The 18255-nt window shown below is 70.4% G+C and carries 17 protein-coding genes; 10 read left to right on the top strand and 7 right to left on the bottom strand.

Features of this window, described 5'->3' with window-relative positions:
• Window positions 1-59 precede the first annotated feature (59 nt).
• The 5 genes from ABD140_RS04995 to dnaA form a co-directional block, all read right to left on the bottom strand.
• Window positions 60-578 carry a DciA family protein gene (locus ABD140_RS04995; protein WP_344237165.1) on the bottom strand — a complete coding sequence of 173 codons (519 nt, stop codon included), beginning with the start codon at window positions 576-578 and terminating at the stop codon, window positions 60-62.
• Window positions 565-1785 (bottom strand): DNA replication/repair protein RecF, encoded by a 1221-nt coding sequence (gene recF, locus ABD140_RS04990; protein ID WP_344237163.1) that lies wholly within the window; start codon window positions 1783-1785, stop codon window positions 565-567. Before recF ends, ABD140_RS04995 begins: the two co-directional genes overlap by 14 nt.
• Before the next feature lie 191 nt (window positions 1786-1976).
• On the bottom strand, window positions 1977-2852 hold the full coding sequence (gnd, locus tag ABD140_RS04985; RefSeq protein ID WP_344237161.1) for a phosphogluconate dehydrogenase (NAD(+)-dependent, decarboxylating): 876 nt from the start codon (window positions 2850-2852) through the stop codon (window positions 1977-1979).
• Window positions 2853-3226: 374 nt separating this feature from the next.
• Window positions 3227-4357: a DNA polymerase III subunit beta gene (dnaN, locus tag ABD140_RS04980; RefSeq protein WP_344237159.1), complete on the bottom strand. Its 1131-nt coding sequence runs from the start codon at window positions 4355-4357 to the stop codon at window positions 3227-3229.
• Between the two features lie 594 nt (window positions 4358-4951).
• A complete protein-coding gene (dnaA, locus tag ABD140_RS04975; RefSeq protein ID WP_344237157.1) occupies window positions 4952-6676 on the bottom strand; it encodes a chromosomal replication initiator protein DnaA in 1725 nt (574 codons plus the stop codon).
• A gap of 357 nt (window positions 6677-7033) precedes the next feature.
• Between dnaA and rpmH the strand changes: the two genes are divergently transcribed.
• The 8 genes from rpmH to ABD140_RS04935 all read left to right on the top strand — a co-directional run bounded on the left by rpmH (window position 7034) and on the right by ABD140_RS04935 (window position 12799).
• Window positions 7034-7171 (top strand): 50S ribosomal protein L34, encoded by a 138-nt coding sequence (gene rpmH, locus ABD140_RS04970; protein WP_344237155.1) that lies wholly within the window; start codon window positions 7034-7036, stop codon window positions 7169-7171.
• Between the two features lie 10 nt (window positions 7172-7181).
• Entirely contained in the window at window positions 7182-7538 is a 357-nt protein-coding gene (gene rnpA / locus ABD140_RS04965; RefSeq protein ID WP_344237153.1) for a ribonuclease P protein component, read from the top strand.
• Window positions 7538-7861 (top strand): membrane protein insertion efficiency factor YidD, encoded by a 324-nt coding sequence (gene yidD / locus ABD140_RS04960; RefSeq protein ID WP_344237151.1) that lies wholly within the window; start codon window positions 7538-7540, stop codon window positions 7859-7861. Before rnpA ends, yidD begins: the two co-directional genes overlap by 1 nt.
• The gene (yidC, locus tag ABD140_RS04955; protein ID WP_344237149.1) at window positions 7858-8832 is read left to right on the top strand and encodes a membrane protein insertase YidC; all 975 of its coding nucleotides are present in this window, start codon (window positions 7858-7860) and stop codon (window positions 8830-8832) included. Before yidD ends, yidC begins: the two co-directional genes overlap by 4 nt.
• A gap of 33 nt (window positions 8833-8865) precedes the next feature.
• Window positions 8866-9345 carry a Jag family protein gene (locus ABD140_RS04950; RefSeq protein WP_344237147.1) on the top strand — a complete coding sequence of 160 codons (480 nt, stop codon included), beginning with the start codon at window positions 8866-8868 and terminating at the stop codon, window positions 9343-9345.
• Window positions 9346-9527: 182 nt separating this feature from the next.
• On the top strand, window positions 9528-10223 hold the full coding sequence (gene rsmG / locus ABD140_RS04945) for a 16S rRNA (guanine(527)-N(7))-methyltransferase RsmG (RefSeq protein ID WP_344237145.1): 696 nt from the start codon (window positions 9528-9530) through the stop codon (window positions 10221-10223).
• A gap of 99 nt (window positions 10224-10322) precedes the next feature.
• On the top strand, window positions 10323-11243 hold the full coding sequence (locus ABD140_RS04940) for a ParA family protein (RefSeq protein ID WP_425544079.1): 921 nt from the start codon (window positions 10323-10325) through the stop codon (window positions 11241-11243).
• 608 nt (window positions 11244-11851) lie between these two features.
• Window positions 11852-12799: a ParB/RepB/Spo0J family partition protein gene (locus tag ABD140_RS04935; protein WP_344237143.1), complete on the top strand. Its 948-nt coding sequence runs from the start codon at window positions 11852-11854 to the stop codon at window positions 12797-12799.
• A 1185-nt stretch (window positions 12800-13984) separates the two neighbouring features.
• On the opposite strand, the gene ABD140_RS04930 is transcribed toward ABD140_RS04935, so the two are convergent.
• Window positions 13985-14902 (bottom strand): D-alanine--D-alanine ligase family protein, encoded by a 918-nt coding sequence (locus ABD140_RS04930; protein ID WP_344237141.1) that lies wholly within the window; start codon window positions 14900-14902, stop codon window positions 13985-13987.
• A 126-nt stretch (window positions 14903-15028) separates the two neighbouring features.
• Window positions 15029-16264 carry an aminotransferase-like domain-containing protein gene (locus tag ABD140_RS04925; protein ID WP_344237139.1) on the bottom strand — a complete coding sequence of 412 codons (1236 nt, stop codon included), beginning with the start codon at window positions 16262-16264 and terminating at the stop codon, window positions 15029-15031.
• Window positions 16265-16438: 174 nt separating this feature from the next.
• On the opposite strand from ABD140_RS04925, the gene ABD140_RS04920 reads away from it, so the two are divergent.
• Window positions 16439-17056, top strand: a complete 618-nt coding sequence (locus ABD140_RS04920; RefSeq protein ID WP_344237137.1) for a GNAT family N-acetyltransferase — start codon at window positions 16439-16441, stop codon at window positions 17054-17056.
• 102 nt (window positions 17057-17158) lie between these two features.
• Complete coding sequence (locus ABD140_RS04915; RefSeq protein WP_344237135.1) at window positions 17159-18229, top strand: DNRLRE domain-containing protein; 1071 nt, start codon at window positions 17159-17161, stop codon at window positions 18227-18229.
• The last annotated feature ends 26 nt before the right edge of the window (window positions 18230-18255 follow it).

The following is an 18255-nucleotide window of genomic DNA, read 5'->3' as shown; positions in this document are numbered from 1 at the left end:
CCGGGGTCTACTGGCGCGTACGTGCCGCTTGACAAACCTGCCCGTTCGTCCCGACGGACTTATCGGACACGCCACTGGCCGGGTTTGCGGACCTGCTGCGGTCCGGTGACCTTCACCCGGCGCACGGTGCCCTCGCCCAGCTCCTCGTTGAGCCTGCGCACGAGCTGGCCGGAGAGCAGCCGCACCTGCTGCGCCCAGGCGGGGGAGTCGCAGGAGACGACCAGTTCGCCGTCCTCGAACGCGCCGGGGCTGGTGTGCTCCGCCAGGTCGCGGCCCACGACGCGCTCCCAGTCGCCGAAGAGGCCGCCGACGGCGGCGCGCTGCTCCCAGCCGCGGTCGGAGAGGAGCTGCTTGATGCCCGCGCCGAAGAGCTGGGGGCCGCCGCCGCGCCGGGGATCGCGGGCGGAACCGCCGGACCTGCGCCGGCGCCGCTGCCCGGGGACGGACTGGCGCTTGGCCGCGTCCGCCCTGGCCTGGGCGAGCGCCTCGCGGGCCAGCTCGATGCCCGTCTTGGGCGCGGGTGCGTCGCCCGGCGCGGCAGCCTCGCCCGACCGGGTTCCGGGCTCATCCTTCGACACGTCTCACCTCCCCTTCGGCGACGTTATAGGCCGCCCCCGACAGTTCCGGGGGGACGTCCTCGGGCACCGCCGCGGTGATCAGCACCTGCTCGGCGGGGGAGACCATCTCGGCCAGCCTGCGCCGGCGCCCGGCGTCCAGCTCGGCGAAGACGTCGTCGAGGATGAGGACGGGGTCGTCCCCGTCGGAGCGCAGCAGCTCGTAGGCGGCCAGCCGCAGCGCCAGCGCGAACGACCACGACTCCCCGTGGCTGGCGTATCCGCGGGCGGGGAAGTCGCCGAGCTTGAGCAGCAGCTCGTCCCGGTGCGGTCCCACCAGGCTCGTCCCCCGCGCCAGCTCCTGCCTGCGGACCTCGGCCATCCCCGTCAACAGGAACTCCACGAGTTCTCCACGGCCTGTGGACGACTCCGAACGCATCGATCCGCCACCGTCCGCGGGCGGGTGTTCTCCGAGGGGCTGCTCGGCGGGGAGGAGCGCTCCGACGCGGCCTCTAGCGGGCAGCGGCCCCTCGCGGGAGCAGCGGTACTCCAGGCCCGCGCCGGAGCCGGGGGCCAGCTCGGCGTAGGCCTTGGCGACCAGGGGGGCGAGCTCGCCGACGAGGTCGAGCCGGGCGCCGAGCAGCTCGGCGCCGACCTGGGCCAGGTGGGTGTCCCACACCTCCAGGGTGGCCAGCAGCTCGGGCGTGGCGGGGCGGCGCTGCTGCGCCGCCGACTTCAGCAGGGCGTTGCGCTGCTTGAGCACCCGGTCGTAGTCGGCGCGGACCCCGGCGAACCGGGGGGCGCGCGCGACCAGGAGGTCGTCCATGAACCGGCGGCGCTCCCCCGGGTCGCCCTTGACCAGCGCGAGGTCCTCGGGGGCGAACAGGACGGTGCGCACCATCCCCAGGATCTCCCGGGGCCTGGGGACGGGCGCGCGGTTCAGCCGCGCGCGGTTGGCGCGACCCGGGTTGATCTCCAGCTCGATGAGCGCCTCGCGGACGTCGCGCACCACCCGGGCCCGCACGATCGCGCGGGACGCGCCCTGGCGGACCAGGGGGGCGTCCGTGGCCACCCGGTGGCTGCCGTGCGTCGCCACGTAGCCGATCGCCTCGACGAGGTTGGTCTTGCCCTGCCCGTTGAGCCCCAGGAAGGCGCTGACCCCCGGCTCCATCGCCACCTCCGCGGTGGCGTAGGACCGGAAATCGGCGAGGCTCAGATGGGCGACGTACACAGCAGACGAGTCTAGGGTCGCACCCGCACCCCCCGCTCCACAGCTTGTGGACAACCCCGCGCGCATCCCTGGACGGCGCACGGCCGGTGCCCGGAACCCGCCCATCGCGCACCGCCCGGGGCAGGACCCTCACGACGCGGATTCCCCACAGCCTGTGGACCGGCCGGGAGACCGCCCCGGAGGGCGGTCGCTCAGTGCTTCTCGACGGCGTGGCCGCCGAACTGGTTGCGCAGGGCGGCGACGACCTTCATGGCGGGGGAGTCGTCCTGGCGGGAGGCGAAGCGGGCGTAGAGGGAGGCGGTGATCGCGGGCAGCGGGACGGCGTGGTCCACCGCGGCCTGGATCGTCCAGCGGCCCTCGCCGCTGTCCTGGGCGTAGCCGCGGATGTCGGCGAGTTCGGGGTCCTCGGCCAGGGCGCGGTTGAGCAGGTCCAGCAGCCAGGAGCGGATGACCGTGCCCTCCTGCCAGCTGCGGAAGGTCTCCGGGACGTTCTTGACGATGCCGCTGGCCTTGATCAGCTCGTAGCCCTCGGCGAAGGACTGCATCATGCCGTACTCGATGCCGTTGTGGACCATCTTCACGAAGTGGCCCGCGCCGGCCTCGCCGCTGTGGACGAAGCCGAAGTCGCCCTCCGGCTTGAGCGTGTCGAAGACCGGCTGGGCCTTGGCCACGTCCTCCTCGGTGCCGCCGACCATGAGCGCGTAGCCGTTCTCCAGGCCCCAGACGCCGCCGGAGACGCCGCAGTCGACGAAGCCGATGCCCCGGCCCTTGAGGTACTCGGCGTGCCTCTGGTCGTCCACGTAGTGGGAGTTGCCGCCGTCGACGACGGTGTCGCCGACGGAGAGCAGGTCGCCGAGCCGGTCGATGGTCTCCTGGGTGGGCGCGCCGGCCGGGACCATGACCCAGACCAGGCGGGGGGAGGGGAGCCGGCTCACCAGCTCCTCCAGGGACTTCACGTCGCTGAGCTCGGGGTCGCGGTCGTAGCCGACCACGGTGTGGCCGCCGCGGCGCAGCCGCTCGGCCATGTTCCCGCCCATCTTGCCCAGACCGATGAGGCCGAGTTCCATTGCCGCTCCTTGTACGGGTGTGCGGGTGTCGAGGGTCCTCCCCTTCAGGAGGGCCGAAGATGCTTCCTTGTGGGAGCCCTCCAAGGCTAGCCGTCCCCAGATCACCTACCCGAAAATCCGATCATCCGGCCATCTCCGACGATGTGGTGTCTTCCACACCCTTCGTCCACAGTTCACCGACCCCTGTGGAACGTCGGTACGCGTCGGCGGCGTCCGGCCGCGGGCGGCGCGTCGCCGGACACGCGTCACCCCTGTGGATAACCCGGTTATCCACAGGGGTGGGGATGCCTGCTCGATATGGCACTTCCGACCGGATGCGCGGCGGTCTGTCCACAGGGCGCCGCGGGCCTGTGGACGAACGCGGGCGAACCGGGTCAGCCGGAGAGGCGGACGGGCATGATCAGGTAGCGGTAGCCGGGCGTCCCGCCGTCGTCGAGGGGCTTGCCGGTGAGCACCGCCGGCTTGGTCGGCGTGGTGAACGACAGCCGGGCGATGTCCGACGCGATCTGGGCGAGCCCGTCGAGCACGTAGCCCGGGTTGAAGGCGATGTCGATGTCCTCGCCCTCCAGAGACGCCTCCAGGGCCTCGACGGCCTGGGCCTCATCTCCGGTGCCCGCCTCCAGGACGACCTCTCCCTGGTGGAATGAGAGCCGCACAGGGGTGTTCCGCTCGGCCACCAGGGAGACGCGCTTGAGGGCGTCGACGAACGGACCGGTCTGAACCTCGGCATACCCGGCGTACTCGGCGGGGAACAGCGAGCGGTACTTCACGAAGTCGCCGTCGAGCAGGCGCGAGGTCGTCTTACGGCCGCCGCCCTCGAAGCCGATGATGTTCTCGTCCTTGCCGTCGCCGCCGCCCAGGGAGATCTTCACCTCGGCGCCGGACGTCAGCGACTTGGCGGTGTCGGCGAGGGTCTTGGCCGGGATGAGCGCGACGCCCGTGCGGTCGGGGCTGTCGGGGTTCCACTTGAGCTCGCGCACGGCGAGCCGGTAGCGGTCGGTGGAGGCCAGCGTGACGGTGTCGCCGTCGATCTCCACCCGCACGCCGGTGAGCATGGGGATCGTGTCGTCGCGGCCCGCGGCGATGGCCACCTGGGCGACGGCCACGGCGAACTCGTCGCTGCCCACGGTGCCCGCGACGGGCGGCAGCGAGGGCAGCGAAGGGTAGTCCTCCACGGGCATCGTCTGGAGGGTGAACTTCGCGCTGCCGCACTTGAGCGTGACCTTGGCGCCGTCGGTCGTGACGTCCACGGGGTGGGGAGGCAGCGCCCGGCAGATCTCGGCAAGCAGCCGGCCGCTCACGAGGGCCGTGCCGGCCTCGTGGCAGTCGATCTCGGCCGAGACCTGGGCGGAGACCTCGTAGTCGAACGCGGACAGCCTCAGGCCCTCCTCAGAGGCCTCCAGGTGCATGCCCGCCAGCACCGGGACGGGCGGACGGGCCGGGAGGGTGCGGGCCGTCCAGGCCACGGCGTCGGCGAGAGCGTCACGGTCGATGCGGAACTTCATGGACCCGCCTCCTGATCGTCGAGGGTTTTCAAGGGCTTCCCCAGGGGTGTGGACGGGGCCCGGTGGAACGCGGACCCGCGGGACCCTGATGGGTACTGATCTTCGTTGCTTCGCTGGATAACTGGAGTAGTCATAGTCATAGGGGCTGTGGAAACCGTGGATAACCCATCCCGCCCCAGCTCAGAGCCGAAGTTTTATCCACCGCGCCTGTGGGTAGGCAACTGTGGACAACCGGGGCCCCTGTGGACGGCGGAAACCTGTCCACAGCTCGTCCCCAATTTGATCTCGACTTGCCCACAGGTTCTCCACAGGTTATCCACAGCGGTGACATTCTGCGGGAGCAAATCGGGCGAAAGTGGATGGAAATAGGTTGTGGACGAGGGAAGGCCCCCACCAGGTTTTCCCCAGGTAATTCACAGGTTCTCCACAGGTTATCCACGAGTTCGTCCACAGGGCATGAGAAATGGTCGAGAAATCGTCCACAGGACATCCACAGCTCGTCCACAGGTTGTCCCCATGATGTCCACAGGTTGTCCCCAACTTTATCCACAGGCAGTGACGAAATGATCCGGGGATGGGTGGGGTTCAGGTGGTTCAGCGAGTGCCGCGGGTCTGCTGCTTGATGCGCGAGGTCAGCTCGGTCACCTGGTTGTAGATCGAACGCCGTTCGGCCATCAGCGAGCGGATCTTGCGGTCGGCGTGCATGACCGTGGTGTGGTCGCGGCCGCCGAACTGCAGGCCGATCTTGGGCAGCGACATGTCGGTGAGCTCGCGGCACAGGTACATCGCGATCTGGCGGGCGGTCACCAGGACCCGCGAGCGCGAGGCGCCGCACAGGTCGTCGATCTCGATGCCGAAGTACGTGGCGGTCTGGGCCATGATCATGCCCGCGGTGATCTCGGAGCCCCCGGCGTCGGGGATGAGGTCCTTCAGGACGATCTCCGCCAGGCGCAGGTCGACCGACTGCCGGTTGAGGCTGGCGAACGCGGTGACGCGGATGAGCGCCCCCTCCAGCTCCCGGATGTTGGTGGAGATCTTCGTGGCGATGAACTCCAGCACGTCCGGCGGGGCGGCCAGCCCCTCCTGCACCGCCTTCTTGCGCAGGATCGCGATCCGTGTCTCCAGCTCGGGCGGCTGGACGTCGGTGATCAGGCCCCACTCGAAGCGGTTGCGGAGCCTGTCCTCCAGGGTGACCAGCTGCTTGGGGGCGCGGTCGGAGGAGATGACGATCTGCTTGTTGGCGTTGTGGAGCGTGTTGAAGGTGTGGAAGAACTCCTCCTGCGTCTGCTCCTTGCCCTCCAGGAACTGGATGTCGTCCACCAGGAGGATGTCGACCTCGCGGAAGCGGCGCCGGAAGCTCTCCGCCTTGCCGTCGCGGATCGCGTTGATGAAGTCGTTGGTGAACTCCTCCGAGCTGACGTACCGCACGCGGGCGCCGTCGAACAGGCTCCGGGCGTAGTGGCCGATGGCGTGGAGGAGGTGCGTCTTGCCGAGGCCGGAGTCCCCGTAGATGAACAGGGGGTTGTACGCCTTGGCCGGCGACTCGGCCACGGCGACCGCCGCGGCCTGGGCGAAGCGGTTGCTCGCGCCGGTGACGAAGGTCTCGAAGGTGTACTTGGGGTTCAGCCGGGCGGCCTCGATGGTCCCCTTGGCCTGGGCCTCACCGTCGCCCCCCCGGCTGCCGCCGCCCTGCCAGGGGGCGGGCGGGGAGACGACCTCGGGCTGCGCGGGCTCGGGGGGAGGGGGGGAGTGCGCGGCGGGGGTGAACAGCTCGGGCTCGTGGCCGCCGAAGGTGTGGCCGACGATGTGGGAAGGGCGCGCAGGTTGTGGAGGAAGTTGTCCACCGGCCTGTGGATAACTTGTGGAGCCCGAGGTCAGAGGGTCCTCAGCCTGTGGAAGATCTTGTGGACGAAGATCCGCGGGGCGGGGTTCGTACCCGGGCTGTGGACGGGACTCCGGCTGCGGGAAGCCCTGCCGCGGCTCCGGCCGCTGCTCGTACGGCTGCTGCTGCGGGGCGGGGGCGGGGTAGGAGGGCTGCTGGACCGGCGGGGGCGGCGGCTGCCGGGAGATCTCCGGCTGAACGGTCAGCACCACCCGGATCGGCTGGCCCAGCTCCTGGGAGAGGGTGGTCTCGATCAGGGAGGTCACCCGCTGTTCGAGCGTCTTCTTGGCGAAGTCGTTGGGCACGGCCAGCAGCGCCATGCCGTCGAAGATGCCGATGGGCCGGGTGACGCCGAGCCAGGCGCGCTGGTGGGCGGGGACCTCGGGGAGGGCGTCGACCGAGCGGTTCCAGAGGGACTCGAGGTCCTGTCCGTCCACTGTGAAGCCTCCCCCATGCGTATCTTTGATCTCCCGCCCGTCGTCCGCGCGGGGCCTCAAGCCAGAGCTCAGGGGGACCTTCAGGAGCGGGAAGACCCTACTCTCTCATGTTTCATCCACAGGTTTGTCCACAAGCTGTGTATAACTCTGGCCATGGGCGGGGAGGGCCGCGCGGAGGCGGTCGAGACCCTTCCGTTTGACCCGATGGGCGGGGAGAACGTAACGTTCTACGGTCGAGTCGCATCGATGGTGGTGACGCGTGCCCGTCAAGCTTTCGACAGGTGGACGGGCCCCCGCTGCGAGGGACCAAACGTGCCCGCGATGCGATCCTTATCGTCAGAGCAGCAGGAGTCAGCAGTGAGCAAGCGTACGTTCCAGCCGAACAACCGTCGTCGTCACAAGAAGCACGGCTTCCGGCTGCGCATGCGCACCCGTGCCGGCCAGGCGATCCTCGCCGCGCGTCGGCGCAAGGGCCGCACGCGCGTCGCGGTCTGACGATCGACCCATGCTGCCCTCCGGTCACCGGATGCGGCGGCGCCACGAGTTCACGTTGGCCGTCCGGCGCGGTGTCCGCGCCGGGCGGCCGCATCTCGTTGCGCACCTTTTCACCGGTGGGGAGGCCGACGGGAACTCCCTCGTGGGCTTCATCGTCTCCAAGTCGGTGGGCAACTCCGTCGTGCGCGGCAGGGTGCAGCGCCGGTTGAGGCATCTCGTCCGGGACCGGCTGGACCTGCTGCCGCCGGGTAGCCTGCTGGTGGTGCGCGCCAACCCCAAGGCGGCGTCCGCATCGTCGGAGGAACTGGCCCGGGATCTCGACTCCGCGCTCGGCCGGTTGCTGAGACCGTCGGGCAAGGGGCAGTGATGAGCGGGAGACCGGGGCCGATCGCGTGGACGCTGATCGGCTTCGTGCACTTCTACCGGCGGTTCATCAGCCCGCTGCTGCCGCCCACCTGCCGGTTCGAGCCCTCCTGCAGCGCCTACGGACTCGGGGCCCTGCGGACGCACGGCGCCCTCCACGGCTTCTGGCTGACCGTCGCACGTGTCGCCCGGTGCCATCCCTTTCATCCCGGCGGGTACGATCCGGTTCCTGTACCGCGTACACGTACCGGCCGCGGCGAGGCGTCCGGCGCCGAACACACGACCCCTGAGCCCTCAGACACAGACTCGCTAGGAGCAGACCGGTGACGCTTGACCCGTTGTACCGGGCCGTGGCGTGGATCCTCATCAAGATCCACAGTGGCCTGACCTTCCTCGGCATCGACCCCGACAGCGGGTGGGCCTGGGGCGGGTCGATCGTACTGCTCACCGTGCTGATGCGGATCCTGATCTTCCCGCTCTTCGTGAAGCAGATCCAGTCCTCCCGCAAGATGCAGGCGCTGAACCCGCAGCTCCAGGCACTGCGCAAGAAGTACAAGAACGACAAGCAGCGTCTCAACCAGGAGACGATGAAGCTCTACCAGGAGAACGGGGCCAACCCGGTCGCCGGGTGCCTGCCGCTGCTGATCCAGTTCCCCATCTTCATCTCGCTGTTCCAGGTGCTGAACAAGATGGCGAACGCCAAGGAGGGGAACGGCAGCCACGGCATCTCTGCCGAGCTCGTCCACAGCGCCAACCACGCCAGCATCTTCGGCGCGAGCATCTCCGACAGCTTCCTCAAGTCCTGGGGATCCTCGACCAGCGGCGTCATCGTCTGCGCCATCGCGGTGATCATCTCCTCGACCACCACCTTCCTCACCATGCGGGCGAGCATGTCCCGCCAGCCGGCCATGGACCCGGACAACCCCATGGCCACCGCCCAGAAGATGATGGTCTGGCTGGCCCCGGTCTTCGGCCTCTTCGGCCTCGGCTTCCCCCTGGGCGTGCTGCTCTACTGGGTCACCTCCAACACCTGGACGCTGGCGCAGACGCACTACATCCACAAGCGCTACCCGATGCCCCTCCCCGAGGACGCCAAGGGCGCCAAGGGCGCCAAGGCCCCCGCCGTCAAGGAGGGCGCCAAGAAGGCCGAGGAGTCCGGCAAGGGCAGCCTGCTGAAGAAGCGGCGCGCCGACGAGGCCGCCGCGGCCGCGGAGATCCGCAAGGAAGGCCCCTCGGTCGTGCGCAAGCAGCCGACGCGGCAGTCGAGAAGCAAGCGAACAGGCTCCTCCAAGCGTTAGATTGACACTCCCATCCAGGAAACGGAGACAGCGGTGGCCGAAACCGCAGCAGCCGAGATCGAGGCGCTGGAGCAAGAGGGCGACATCGCCGCCGACTACATCGAGGGCCTGCTCGACATCGCCGACTACGACGGCGACATCGACCTCGACGTCGAGGGCGAACGGGCCATGGTGTCCGTCGTGGGCAGCGACCTGGACGAACTGGTCGGCAAGCGCGGCGAGGTCCTGGAGGCGCTGCAGGAGCTGACCAGGCTCGCGGTGCACCGGCAGACCGGCAACCGCACCCGGCTCATGCTGGACGTCGGCGGCTACCGGGAGCGCCGGCGCCAGGAGCTGAGCAAGCTCGGCCGCGACGTGTGCGAGGAGGTCAAGCGCGACGGCAAGCCCAAGCCGCTGGCGCCGATGACCCCCTTCGAGCGCAAGATCGTCCACGACGCGATCGCCGCGGCGGGCCTGCGCAGCGAGTCCGAGGGCGAGGAGCCCGAGCGCTACGTGGTGGTCTACCCGAGCTGACGGCGATCCTCGGTTCGCCGGAGGTCTTCTGGGAAGATCGTGGTGAAAGCCCCCGCTCTGTGCGGGGGCTTTTGTTTTGCCGGAATTCCCGCGGACGGGGAGCGTCACGGGGAAGATGGCGGCGTCGGGTTTCGCGGGCGCGCGGCGCATGTGGAACCATCGTTGATTGTGGGGAAGAACCGATGACTGAGCAGCCGGAAGCCGTACCGCCGCGGGCACAGGAGGTCTTCGGCGCGGCGTTGCCCGTCGCCGAACGGTATGTGCGTCTCCTGGCGACCGCCGGAGTGGAGCGCGGGCTCATCGGCCCCCGCGAGGTGGGCCGCCTCTGGGAGCGGCATGTGATCAACTGCGCGGTGCTGAGCGAGGCGGTGCCCGAAGGGGCCTCGGTGATCGACATCGGCTCCGGCGCCGGGCTGCCCGGGCTGGTCCTGGCGATCGTCCGGCCCGACCTCGACATCACCCTGCTGGAGCCGCTGCTGCGGCGCACCACCTTCCTCAACGAGGCGGTCGAGGAGCTCGGCCTCGCCAACGTCACCGTCCGGCGGGGGCGTGCCGAGGAGGTCGCCAAGGACTACGCGGTGGACGTCGTGACGGCGCGGGCGGTGGCCCCGCTCGACCGGCTGGCCACCTGGGGGCTGCCCCTGCTGCGGGTCGGCGGCGAGATGCTGGCCCTCAAGGGGGAGCGCGCGGCGCAGGAACTCGCCGAGGCCGAGCCCGTGCTGCGCAAGCTCGGCGTGCGCAGGGCTGAGCTCCTCCTGGTAGGGCAGGGTAAGGTCGATCCGCCGACGACGCTCGTTCGGCTCGTCGCCGAACGGATTCCCGAGCGTGGAGGCAGAAGGAGCAAGCGGAAGGGTGACCGGTCGCCGACGAGCGGCTGAGCCCCCCTCTCTTCGACGAAGGAGCCCGCGGTGGAGCCGTCATCAGGCCACGCGTTCAGTATGCAGGGGACAGCCGAGACGGCGTCTGTCGCGCCGCGCATGGAGACGGAGCAGACCGTGGATTCACGTGAAACGCTGGTCCCGCCTCCCGGCACCGGGAATCCGGTGGCGCGGGCCGCGGCCGCCGCACGGCAGGTGATGGCCCAGCGGGGCGACAACGAATGGCCCCGCCCGGCGCAGACCCGGGTGATCACCGTCGCCAACCAGAAGGGCGGGGTGGGCAAGACCACCACGTCGGTCAACCTGGCGGCCGCGCTGGCGATGCACGGGGCGCAGGTGCTCGTCGTCGACCTCGACCCGCAGGGCAACGCCTCCACGGCCCTGGGCATCGACCACCACGCGGACGTGCCCTCCATGTACCACGTGCTGATCGAGGAGCGGCCGCTCGCCGAGATCGTCATGGCCTCGCCGGAGCTGCCCAACCTCTACTGCGCCCCCGCCACGCTCCACCTGGCCGGCGCGGAGATCGAGCTCGTCTCCAAGGTGGCCCGCGAGTCGCGGCTGCGGCGCGCCCTGGACGACTACGACAAGAGCCGCTTCGACTACGTGCTGATCGACTGCCCGCCGTCGCTCGGCCTGCTCACCCTGAACGCCCTGGTCGGCGGGGACGAGCTGCTGATCCCGATCCAGTGCGAGTACTACGCGCTGGAGGGGCTCAGCCAGCTGCTCGGCACCGTCGACCTGGTCACCTCGCACCTCAATCCCACGCTGAACGTCTCCACGATCCTGCTGACGATGTACGACGCCCGCACCAGGCTCGCCGCGCAGGTCGCCGAGGAGGTCCGCTCCCACTTCGGCGAGACGGTCCTGAAGACGGTCATCCCCCGCAGCGTCCGGGTCTCGGAGGCCCCCAGCTACGGCCAGTCCGTCATGACCTACGACCCCGGCTCCACCGGAGCCCTCGCCTACAGCGAAGCCGCCTCGGAGATCGCCCACCGCTGGGCCGAGGTCGCCACGTGACCCCCACCCACCCCCCCACGCCCAACGGCGCGCCACCCGCGCCACCCCACACCGGGCACTCCCCTGAAGAGCACCCGCCCAACGAAGCACCGTTCGCGACTGGCCGCGTATCCTGCGACGCGCCATTCACGGCTGGCCGCGTATCCCACGATGCGCCGCTTACAGCTGGACGTGTATCCCGCGACGCGTGGCTCACGGCGGGCCGTGAGCGGCTGCGCGCCGGACGATCCACTGTGGAGCGTGCGACTGACGGCGTAGGTCATGAGCTGCCGCCCATCGAACGGTCCACCGTGGAGTGTGTGTCCGGCGGCGCGCGGACTGCGGCCGAGCACGCGCTGGCGCGGGCTGGGCGGGCCGTTGAAGAACGTGTGTCCGGCAGCGTGCCGTTCGCGGCTGGACGCCTGGCCCGCGACGCGTGGCTCACGGCGGGCCGTGAGCGGCTGCGCGCCGGGCTTTTTGTTGAAGAACGTGCGCCTGGTGGCGCGCTGTTCGCGGCCGAAGGTGCGTTGAGGCGCACCGGGCGGTCCGGCGGGGAGAGGGCGCCTGAGGGCGTGCTGTCCGCGGCTGGACGAACCACTGAGTACATGTACGCCTACGGGGGTCGATGAATGAGCGCTTCACGTCAGCCGCGGGGCCTGGGCCGGGGCCTCGGCGCGCTGATCCCGACGGCACCCGTCGCGGCGGCCGCGGCGGAGCACGCCGGGGGCCCGTTCGGCGAGGCCGACCTCGACACGGTGGACGGCGCCCGCTTCGCGGAGCTGCCCGTCAAGGAGATCACCCCCAACCCGCGCCAGCCCCGCACCCACTTCGACGAGGAGGCGCTGGAGGAGCTGGCCGCCTCGATCTCGATCGTCGGCCTGCTCCAGCCGATCGTGGTGCGCGAGACGCCCGCGGGCGCCACCCGCTACGAGCTGATCATGGGAGAGCGGCGCTGGCGCGCGTCCCAGCGGGCCGGCCTGGACACGATCCCCGCCATCATCCGGGACACCTCGGACGACGACCTGCTCCGTGACGCCCTCATGGAGAACCTCCACCGCCAGCAGCTGAACCCGCTGGAGGAGGCGGCCGCCTACCGGCAGCTCCTCGACGACTTCGGCGCCACCCACGAGCAGCTCGCCACCCGCGTCGGCCGCTCCCGCCCCCACATCAGCAACACCCTCCGCCTCCTCAACCTCCCCCCGGCCGTGCAGCGCCGCGTCGCCGCGTCCGTCCTCAGCGCCGGACACGCCCGCGCCCTCCTCGGCCTGGACTCCCCCGAGGCGATGGAGGCGCTCGCCACCCGCATCGTCGCCGAAGGCCTGTCCGTCCGCGCCGTCGAGGAGATCATCGCCCTCCGCGAGGCCGACGACCCCCAGCCCCAGGCCCGCCGCCCCGTCCGCAAGCCCGCGGCCCCCGGCCTCGAAGCCCTCGCCGACCGCCTCAGCGAACGCTACGAGACCAGGGTCCGCGTCGACCTGGGCGCCCGCAAAGGCAAGATCGTCGTAGAGTTCGCCACCCTGGAGGACCTCGAGCGCATCATCGCCACGATGGCCCCCACGGACGACGAGTCCACCTGATCCCACCCCTTCCCCAAAGGCCCTCCCCGGAGGGCCTTTTTCTTTTCCCTCCCCACCGACTCCTCACCCACCGGTCCCTCCGACGGCCCGCTCCGTCGACCGCAGCGATTTCACGTGAGTCGACCGCAGCCGTTTCACGTGAAACGGCATGTGAGGGAAGTCGACGGGCACCCGGTCGGCAATCGCTTCCGCTCAACGCTTTGCTCTCGGCCGGGCAGAGACGTACGTAGAGACGAGAAACCGAGGCGCGGTTTCACGTGAAACTGGACGCGCACAGGTGGTCGAACCGTCAGGCCCAGCGACCGGGACCGCCCGGGGTCGGAGGGGGCGGGCAAAGCAGAAGAGCACCTGTGCCCAGGCGTCAATGATGGGTTTCACGTGAAACGGGCCGGGGGAAGCCCGGTGCTTCGTTCGAAGTGGTGCGCCGTGAAGGCGAGTATGCGCGAGCGCCGACGAGGACGCCCGTTGCGGCCGACCGAACCGGCGCGGCTCGCAGCCACAACCGGTTCGGCCGCGTCAGGGATGCGAGGGGGCCGTTGTCGATGACCGCCTTGGATCGTCTTCGCTTCGGGATACCCGAGACCCCGTACGGGAAGCGATTTCCCCGGACGAACCGCGCCGAATGATCCTGCGCAACGGCAGTCCTCTTCCCTCGGAGCCATGGGTTCGGTTTCACGTGGAACGACAGGACGCTTGGCGGGAGCCGCAGGGATGTAGACGGCCTGGAGTGGTTTCACGTGGAACGTCGATGAGGATGCAGGCCGATCGGTTTCACGTGGAACAGGGCGGAGCGCAGCGCGCCGCCCTGTGGCGCTGAGGGTCCGCAAAGGCGGGAGTGCTGTCGTCGCTGACGGTTCGGCAGCCGTATACCGGCGCTACCAGAGAGCTGATTCTCGGACGTCGGCTGTCGGTGTCATGAAGCGAAGCGCTTGATGAGAGCCCGGGATACGGTTGCAGTGGTGCGGACGAGCCATAGAACGGTCTGGCTGGTTTCACGTGGAACCGGCGGCGGAAGACGCCGTGGGGTTCCGAAAGCGGGTCACATGGAGATTCACCGGGCGGGCCGCGTGGAGATCCGGCTGGGAGGGTCGGTCCGAGGGTCGGCGCCCTCGGACCGGGCGGCTCCGGGTTCTTGTTTCACGTGGAACGGGAGTGGTCTCCGGCGCCGGGGGAGGGGACGGCGGGTCAGAGGGAGGAGAGGATCTGGGTGATGGTGAGGTGGGAGGCGTGGAGAGCCAGCGGGAGGCTGCTGGTCTCGGTCATGCCGGGGGCGACGTTGACCTCCAGGAGGTGGGGGGTGCCGTCGGTGTCGACGATGATGTCGCTGCGGGAGAGGTGGCGGAGGCCCAGGGCGTGGTGGGCGGCGAGGGCCGTGCGGCGGACCTGTTCGGTGGCCTCGGGGGAGAGGCGGGCGGGGGTGATGAACTCGGTCTGGCCGGCGGTGTAGCGGGCCGTGTAGTCGTAGCTCTCGCCCAGGGGGATGATCTCCACGGCGGGGAGCGCGGTGGGTTCGCCGTCGACCTCGATGACGCCGACGGCCACCTCCGTGCCGGTGACGAAGCGCTCGATGAGGGCGACGTCGCCGTAGGAGAAGCAGCCGATCAGCGCGGTGGACAGCTCCGCCGCCTCCCGGACGACCGACGCGCCCAGCGCCGACCCGCCGCGGGTCGGCTTCACGAACAGGGGCAGGCCGAGTTTGTCCAGGACAGCCTTCATGACGGCGCTCGCGCCCAGATCGTGGAAGGCGGCCTTGGGCAGGGTCACCGACTCGGGGGTGGCCAGGCCCGCCTGCCGGAAGACCGCCTTCGCCGTCGGCTTGTCCCACGCCAGCCGGCAGGCGTCGGGCCGCGCCCCCACGTAGGGGACGCCGAGCAGTTCCAGCACCTCCCGGATGGCGCCGTCCTCCCCCTCGGCGCCGTGCAGCACCGGGAACACCAGATCCGGCGGGTCCTCCATCAGCAGGGGCAGCAGGCCGGCGTCCGCCTCCCTGATCTCCACCTGCATCCCCACCTGCTTCAGAGCGTCCGCCACCCGCCGCCCCGAGCTCAGCGAGACCTCACGCTCGTACGACATGCCACCGGCCAACACGATCACCCGTTCCATGGAACAGGACCCTACGCCTCCCGGCCCCCCGCCCATCCCACGCCTCCACCCGCACGCCGTCGGCGTTCGGCGGGGGAAAAGAAAACCGCCGCCCGGGTGGTCGGGCGGCGGCGGGGGTGGAGCCGGTCAGCGGAAGGTGTCGCGCAGGGCGAGTTCCTGGTCGATGACGGAGGCGAGGCGGTGGACGCCTTCGCGGATGCGGGCGGGCTCGGGGTAGCAGTAGGAGATGCGCATGTGGCGGTGACCCTGGCCGTCGGCGTAGAAGCCGGTGCCGGGGACGTAGGCGACGCGGTTGGCGATGGCCAGGGGGGACATGGCCTTGGAGTCGAGGCCCTCGGGGAGGGTGAGCCAGACGAAGAAGCCGCCGGCGGGGCGGGTCCACGTGGTGCCCTCGGGCATGGTCTCGGTGAGGGCGTCGAGCATGGCGTCGCGGCGTTCGCGGTACAGCTCGCGGTAGGCCTTCACCTGGTCGCGCCACGGGTGGGTCTTGAGGAACTCGCGGACGGCGAGCTGGGTGAGGTTGCTGTGCGAGAGGATCGCGGACTCGGCGGCGAGCACGAGCTTGGCGCGGACGGCGTGCGGGGCCAGGGCCCAGCCGACGCGCAAGCCGCTGGCGAACGTCTTGGAGAACGAGCCGAGGTAGATGACGCGCTCGGACTCATCGGCGCGCAGCGGGCGCGGCGGCGGGGCGTCGAAGCTCAGCAGGCCGTACGGGTTGTCCTCGATGATGAGGAGGTCGAACTCCTCGGCGAGCGCCAGGATCTCGGCGCGGCGCGGTACCGACAGGGTCACGCCCGCCGGGTTCTGGAAGGTGGGCACCGTGTAGAGGAACTTCACCCGGCGCCTCTCGGCGCGCAGCCGCGTCAGCGTCTCGCGCAGCGCCTCGGGGACGATGCCCTGGCCGTCCATCGGGATGTGCACGACCTCGGCCTGGTAGGAGGCGAAGGTGCCGAGCGCGCCCACGTAGGAGGGGGACTCGGCGAGCACCACGTCGCCCGGGTCGACGAAGATCTTGGTGATGAGGTCGAGCGCCTGCTGGGAGCCGACGGTGACGGTGATGTCGTCGGGGCTGGCGGTGATGCCCTCCAGGGCCATCACGTCGCAGATGCGCTCGCGCAGTTCCGGGTCGCCCTGGGCGGAGCCGTACTGCAGGGCCTCGCCGCCGCGGGTGGCGACGAGGTGCTGGAGCATCGCGCCGACCCCGTCCAGCGGCAGCGCGTCGATGAACGGCATGCCGCCCGCCAGGGACACGATCTCCGGCCGGGATGCCACCGCGAAGAGAGCTCGGATCTCGGAGGCCACCATGCCACGGGCACGGGCGGCGTAACGGTCGAGATGCGAGTCGCTGCGGGTGGTCTCCATTTTCTTTCCTCCTGCATGAGGCGCTGGGCCGGGTACCACCGTACGGCACGGGGCACGGTTCCCGACGGTCGGTATTGGATACGATGCCTGCGGGGTCATTTCGGTTGACTCGAAGCGCAGAGTCCACCGAGAGGGCGGCCTGATCGACCGACCACGACGGAAGGTGTGCGCCCGGTGTCACGTCGCCTTGTGAACGTCACGCTCGACAACCTCGTCGACCTGCCGCGCCGCTGTCGCCACTGCGTGTTCTGGGAACTGGACCCGGTGAGCCGGGAACGGGCCGTGGAGGCCGGAGCCCCCGAGTTGGAGAAGGAAGCCTGGGTCTCCGCGACGCTGCTCGAATGGGGCAGCTGCGGGAAAATCGCTTACGTGGATGATATTCCCGCCGGATTCGTGCTTTATGCACCGCCGCTTTATGTGCCGCGCTCGGCGGCGTTCCCCACGAGCCCGGTCTCCGCGGACGCCGTCCTGCTGATGACCGCGCACATCCTCCCGGAGTACGCCGGCGGCGGGCTGGGGCGCATGCTCGTCCAGGGCGTCGCCAAGGACCTCACCCGCCGCGGCGTCAAGGCGATCGAGTCGTTCGGCGACCTGAAGACCGAGGAGGGCGGCTGCATGGTCCCCGCCGACTACCTGCTCTCCGTCGGCTTCAAGACGATACGCCCGCACCACCGCTACCCGCGGCTGCGGCTCGACCTGCGTTCGGCCCTGTCGTGGCGTGAGGACGTCGAGGTGGCCCTGGAACGCCTGCTGGGGTCCATGACCCCCGAAGGGGCGCTGCGGCCCGTCTGAGGCCTTCTGGGCCGTGCATCGTTTTCTGCGATCGCCATCCCTTTTCGGACAGCGGACCGGTAGGCTCCCGGCACCGTCCCCCATCCCGAAGAGGTCTCCCGCGTGAAAGCCCGCCTGACCGCGCTCACCGCCGCCGCCGCCCTGTCGACGAGTCTCCTGGCGCCCGCCGCGCAGGCCGCGCCCGCGCCCGGAGCGCCGGCCGCGCGGGCCAAGGCGTCGCCGAACGTCGTCTGGGCGTACGTGACGAACAAGAAGCCGAAGAAGTCCTTCTACAAGAAGAAGGGCGCCGTCCCCGTCGGGCGGACGGGCGGCGCCGTGCACCGCGCCTACTACCGGGTCGACCTCGGCGACGTGATGAGCGAGGACGTCGTCACCTCCGTCCGGCTGCGCATCCCCGTGAAGTCGCCCAGCGCGTGCCGCCGCGGCGGGGCGCCGGCCGTCAAGGTCCAGCAGACCCGGACGCTCTCGGGCAGGCCCACCTGGAAGAAGCAGCCGAAGGCCACCCGGACGCTGGGCACCGTGAAGCCCAGGTGTTCGGGCAAGGCGCTGGACGTCGACCTCACCCAGGCCGCGCGCCGGGTGCTGGCGCAGGGCGGCGACAACATCAGCTTCCGCCTGGTCGCCACCAGCGAGAAGAAGACGAAGAAGTCGCTCAAGCTCTCCCACGCCGCCAAGCTCACCCTCCGCGCGCACAGCGACAACGACGACGAGGGCGGCCTGGGCAACCCGGCGGCGAACAGGCCGCAGCCGGTGGCCAACGCGTCGCTCGACGGCGCCGGCTGCCAGGTCGGCGCGGCGGCGCCCGTGATCCGCGACGGCGCCGCCACGTTCACCGGCACGACCTCCGACCCGGACGGCGGCTTCATCGGCCTGCGCGTCGAGTGGGAGACCGTCGGCGGCGAGGGCGCGCCGGTGTCCAAGATGCAGTTCTCGGCCCCGAACGAGCCGCGGAACTTCACGGTCGACCTGCCCGTCGGCACCTTCAAGAAGGACGGCGACTACCGCTGGCGCCTCCAGGGCTTCGACGACTTCGGCGGCGGCCCCTGGACGGGCTGGTGCGAGTTCGAGGTCGACCTGCCCGCGGCGCCCCCCGTCGTCGTGCCTCCCATCGCCCCCGTCGTCCCCGCCCCGGTGGTCCCGCCCGCGGCCGAGGACGCCCCCGCCGCACCGTGACATGACGAGGCCCGCCCGGAGGTTCT

The sequence above is a fragment of the Actinocorallia libanotica genome, assembly GCF_039525175.1.
Taxonomy (GTDB): Bacteria; Actinomycetota; Actinomycetes; order Streptosporangiales; family Streptosporangiaceae; genus Actinocorallia; species Actinocorallia libanotica.
This window is presented reverse-complemented; position numbering and strand designations above follow the sequence as displayed.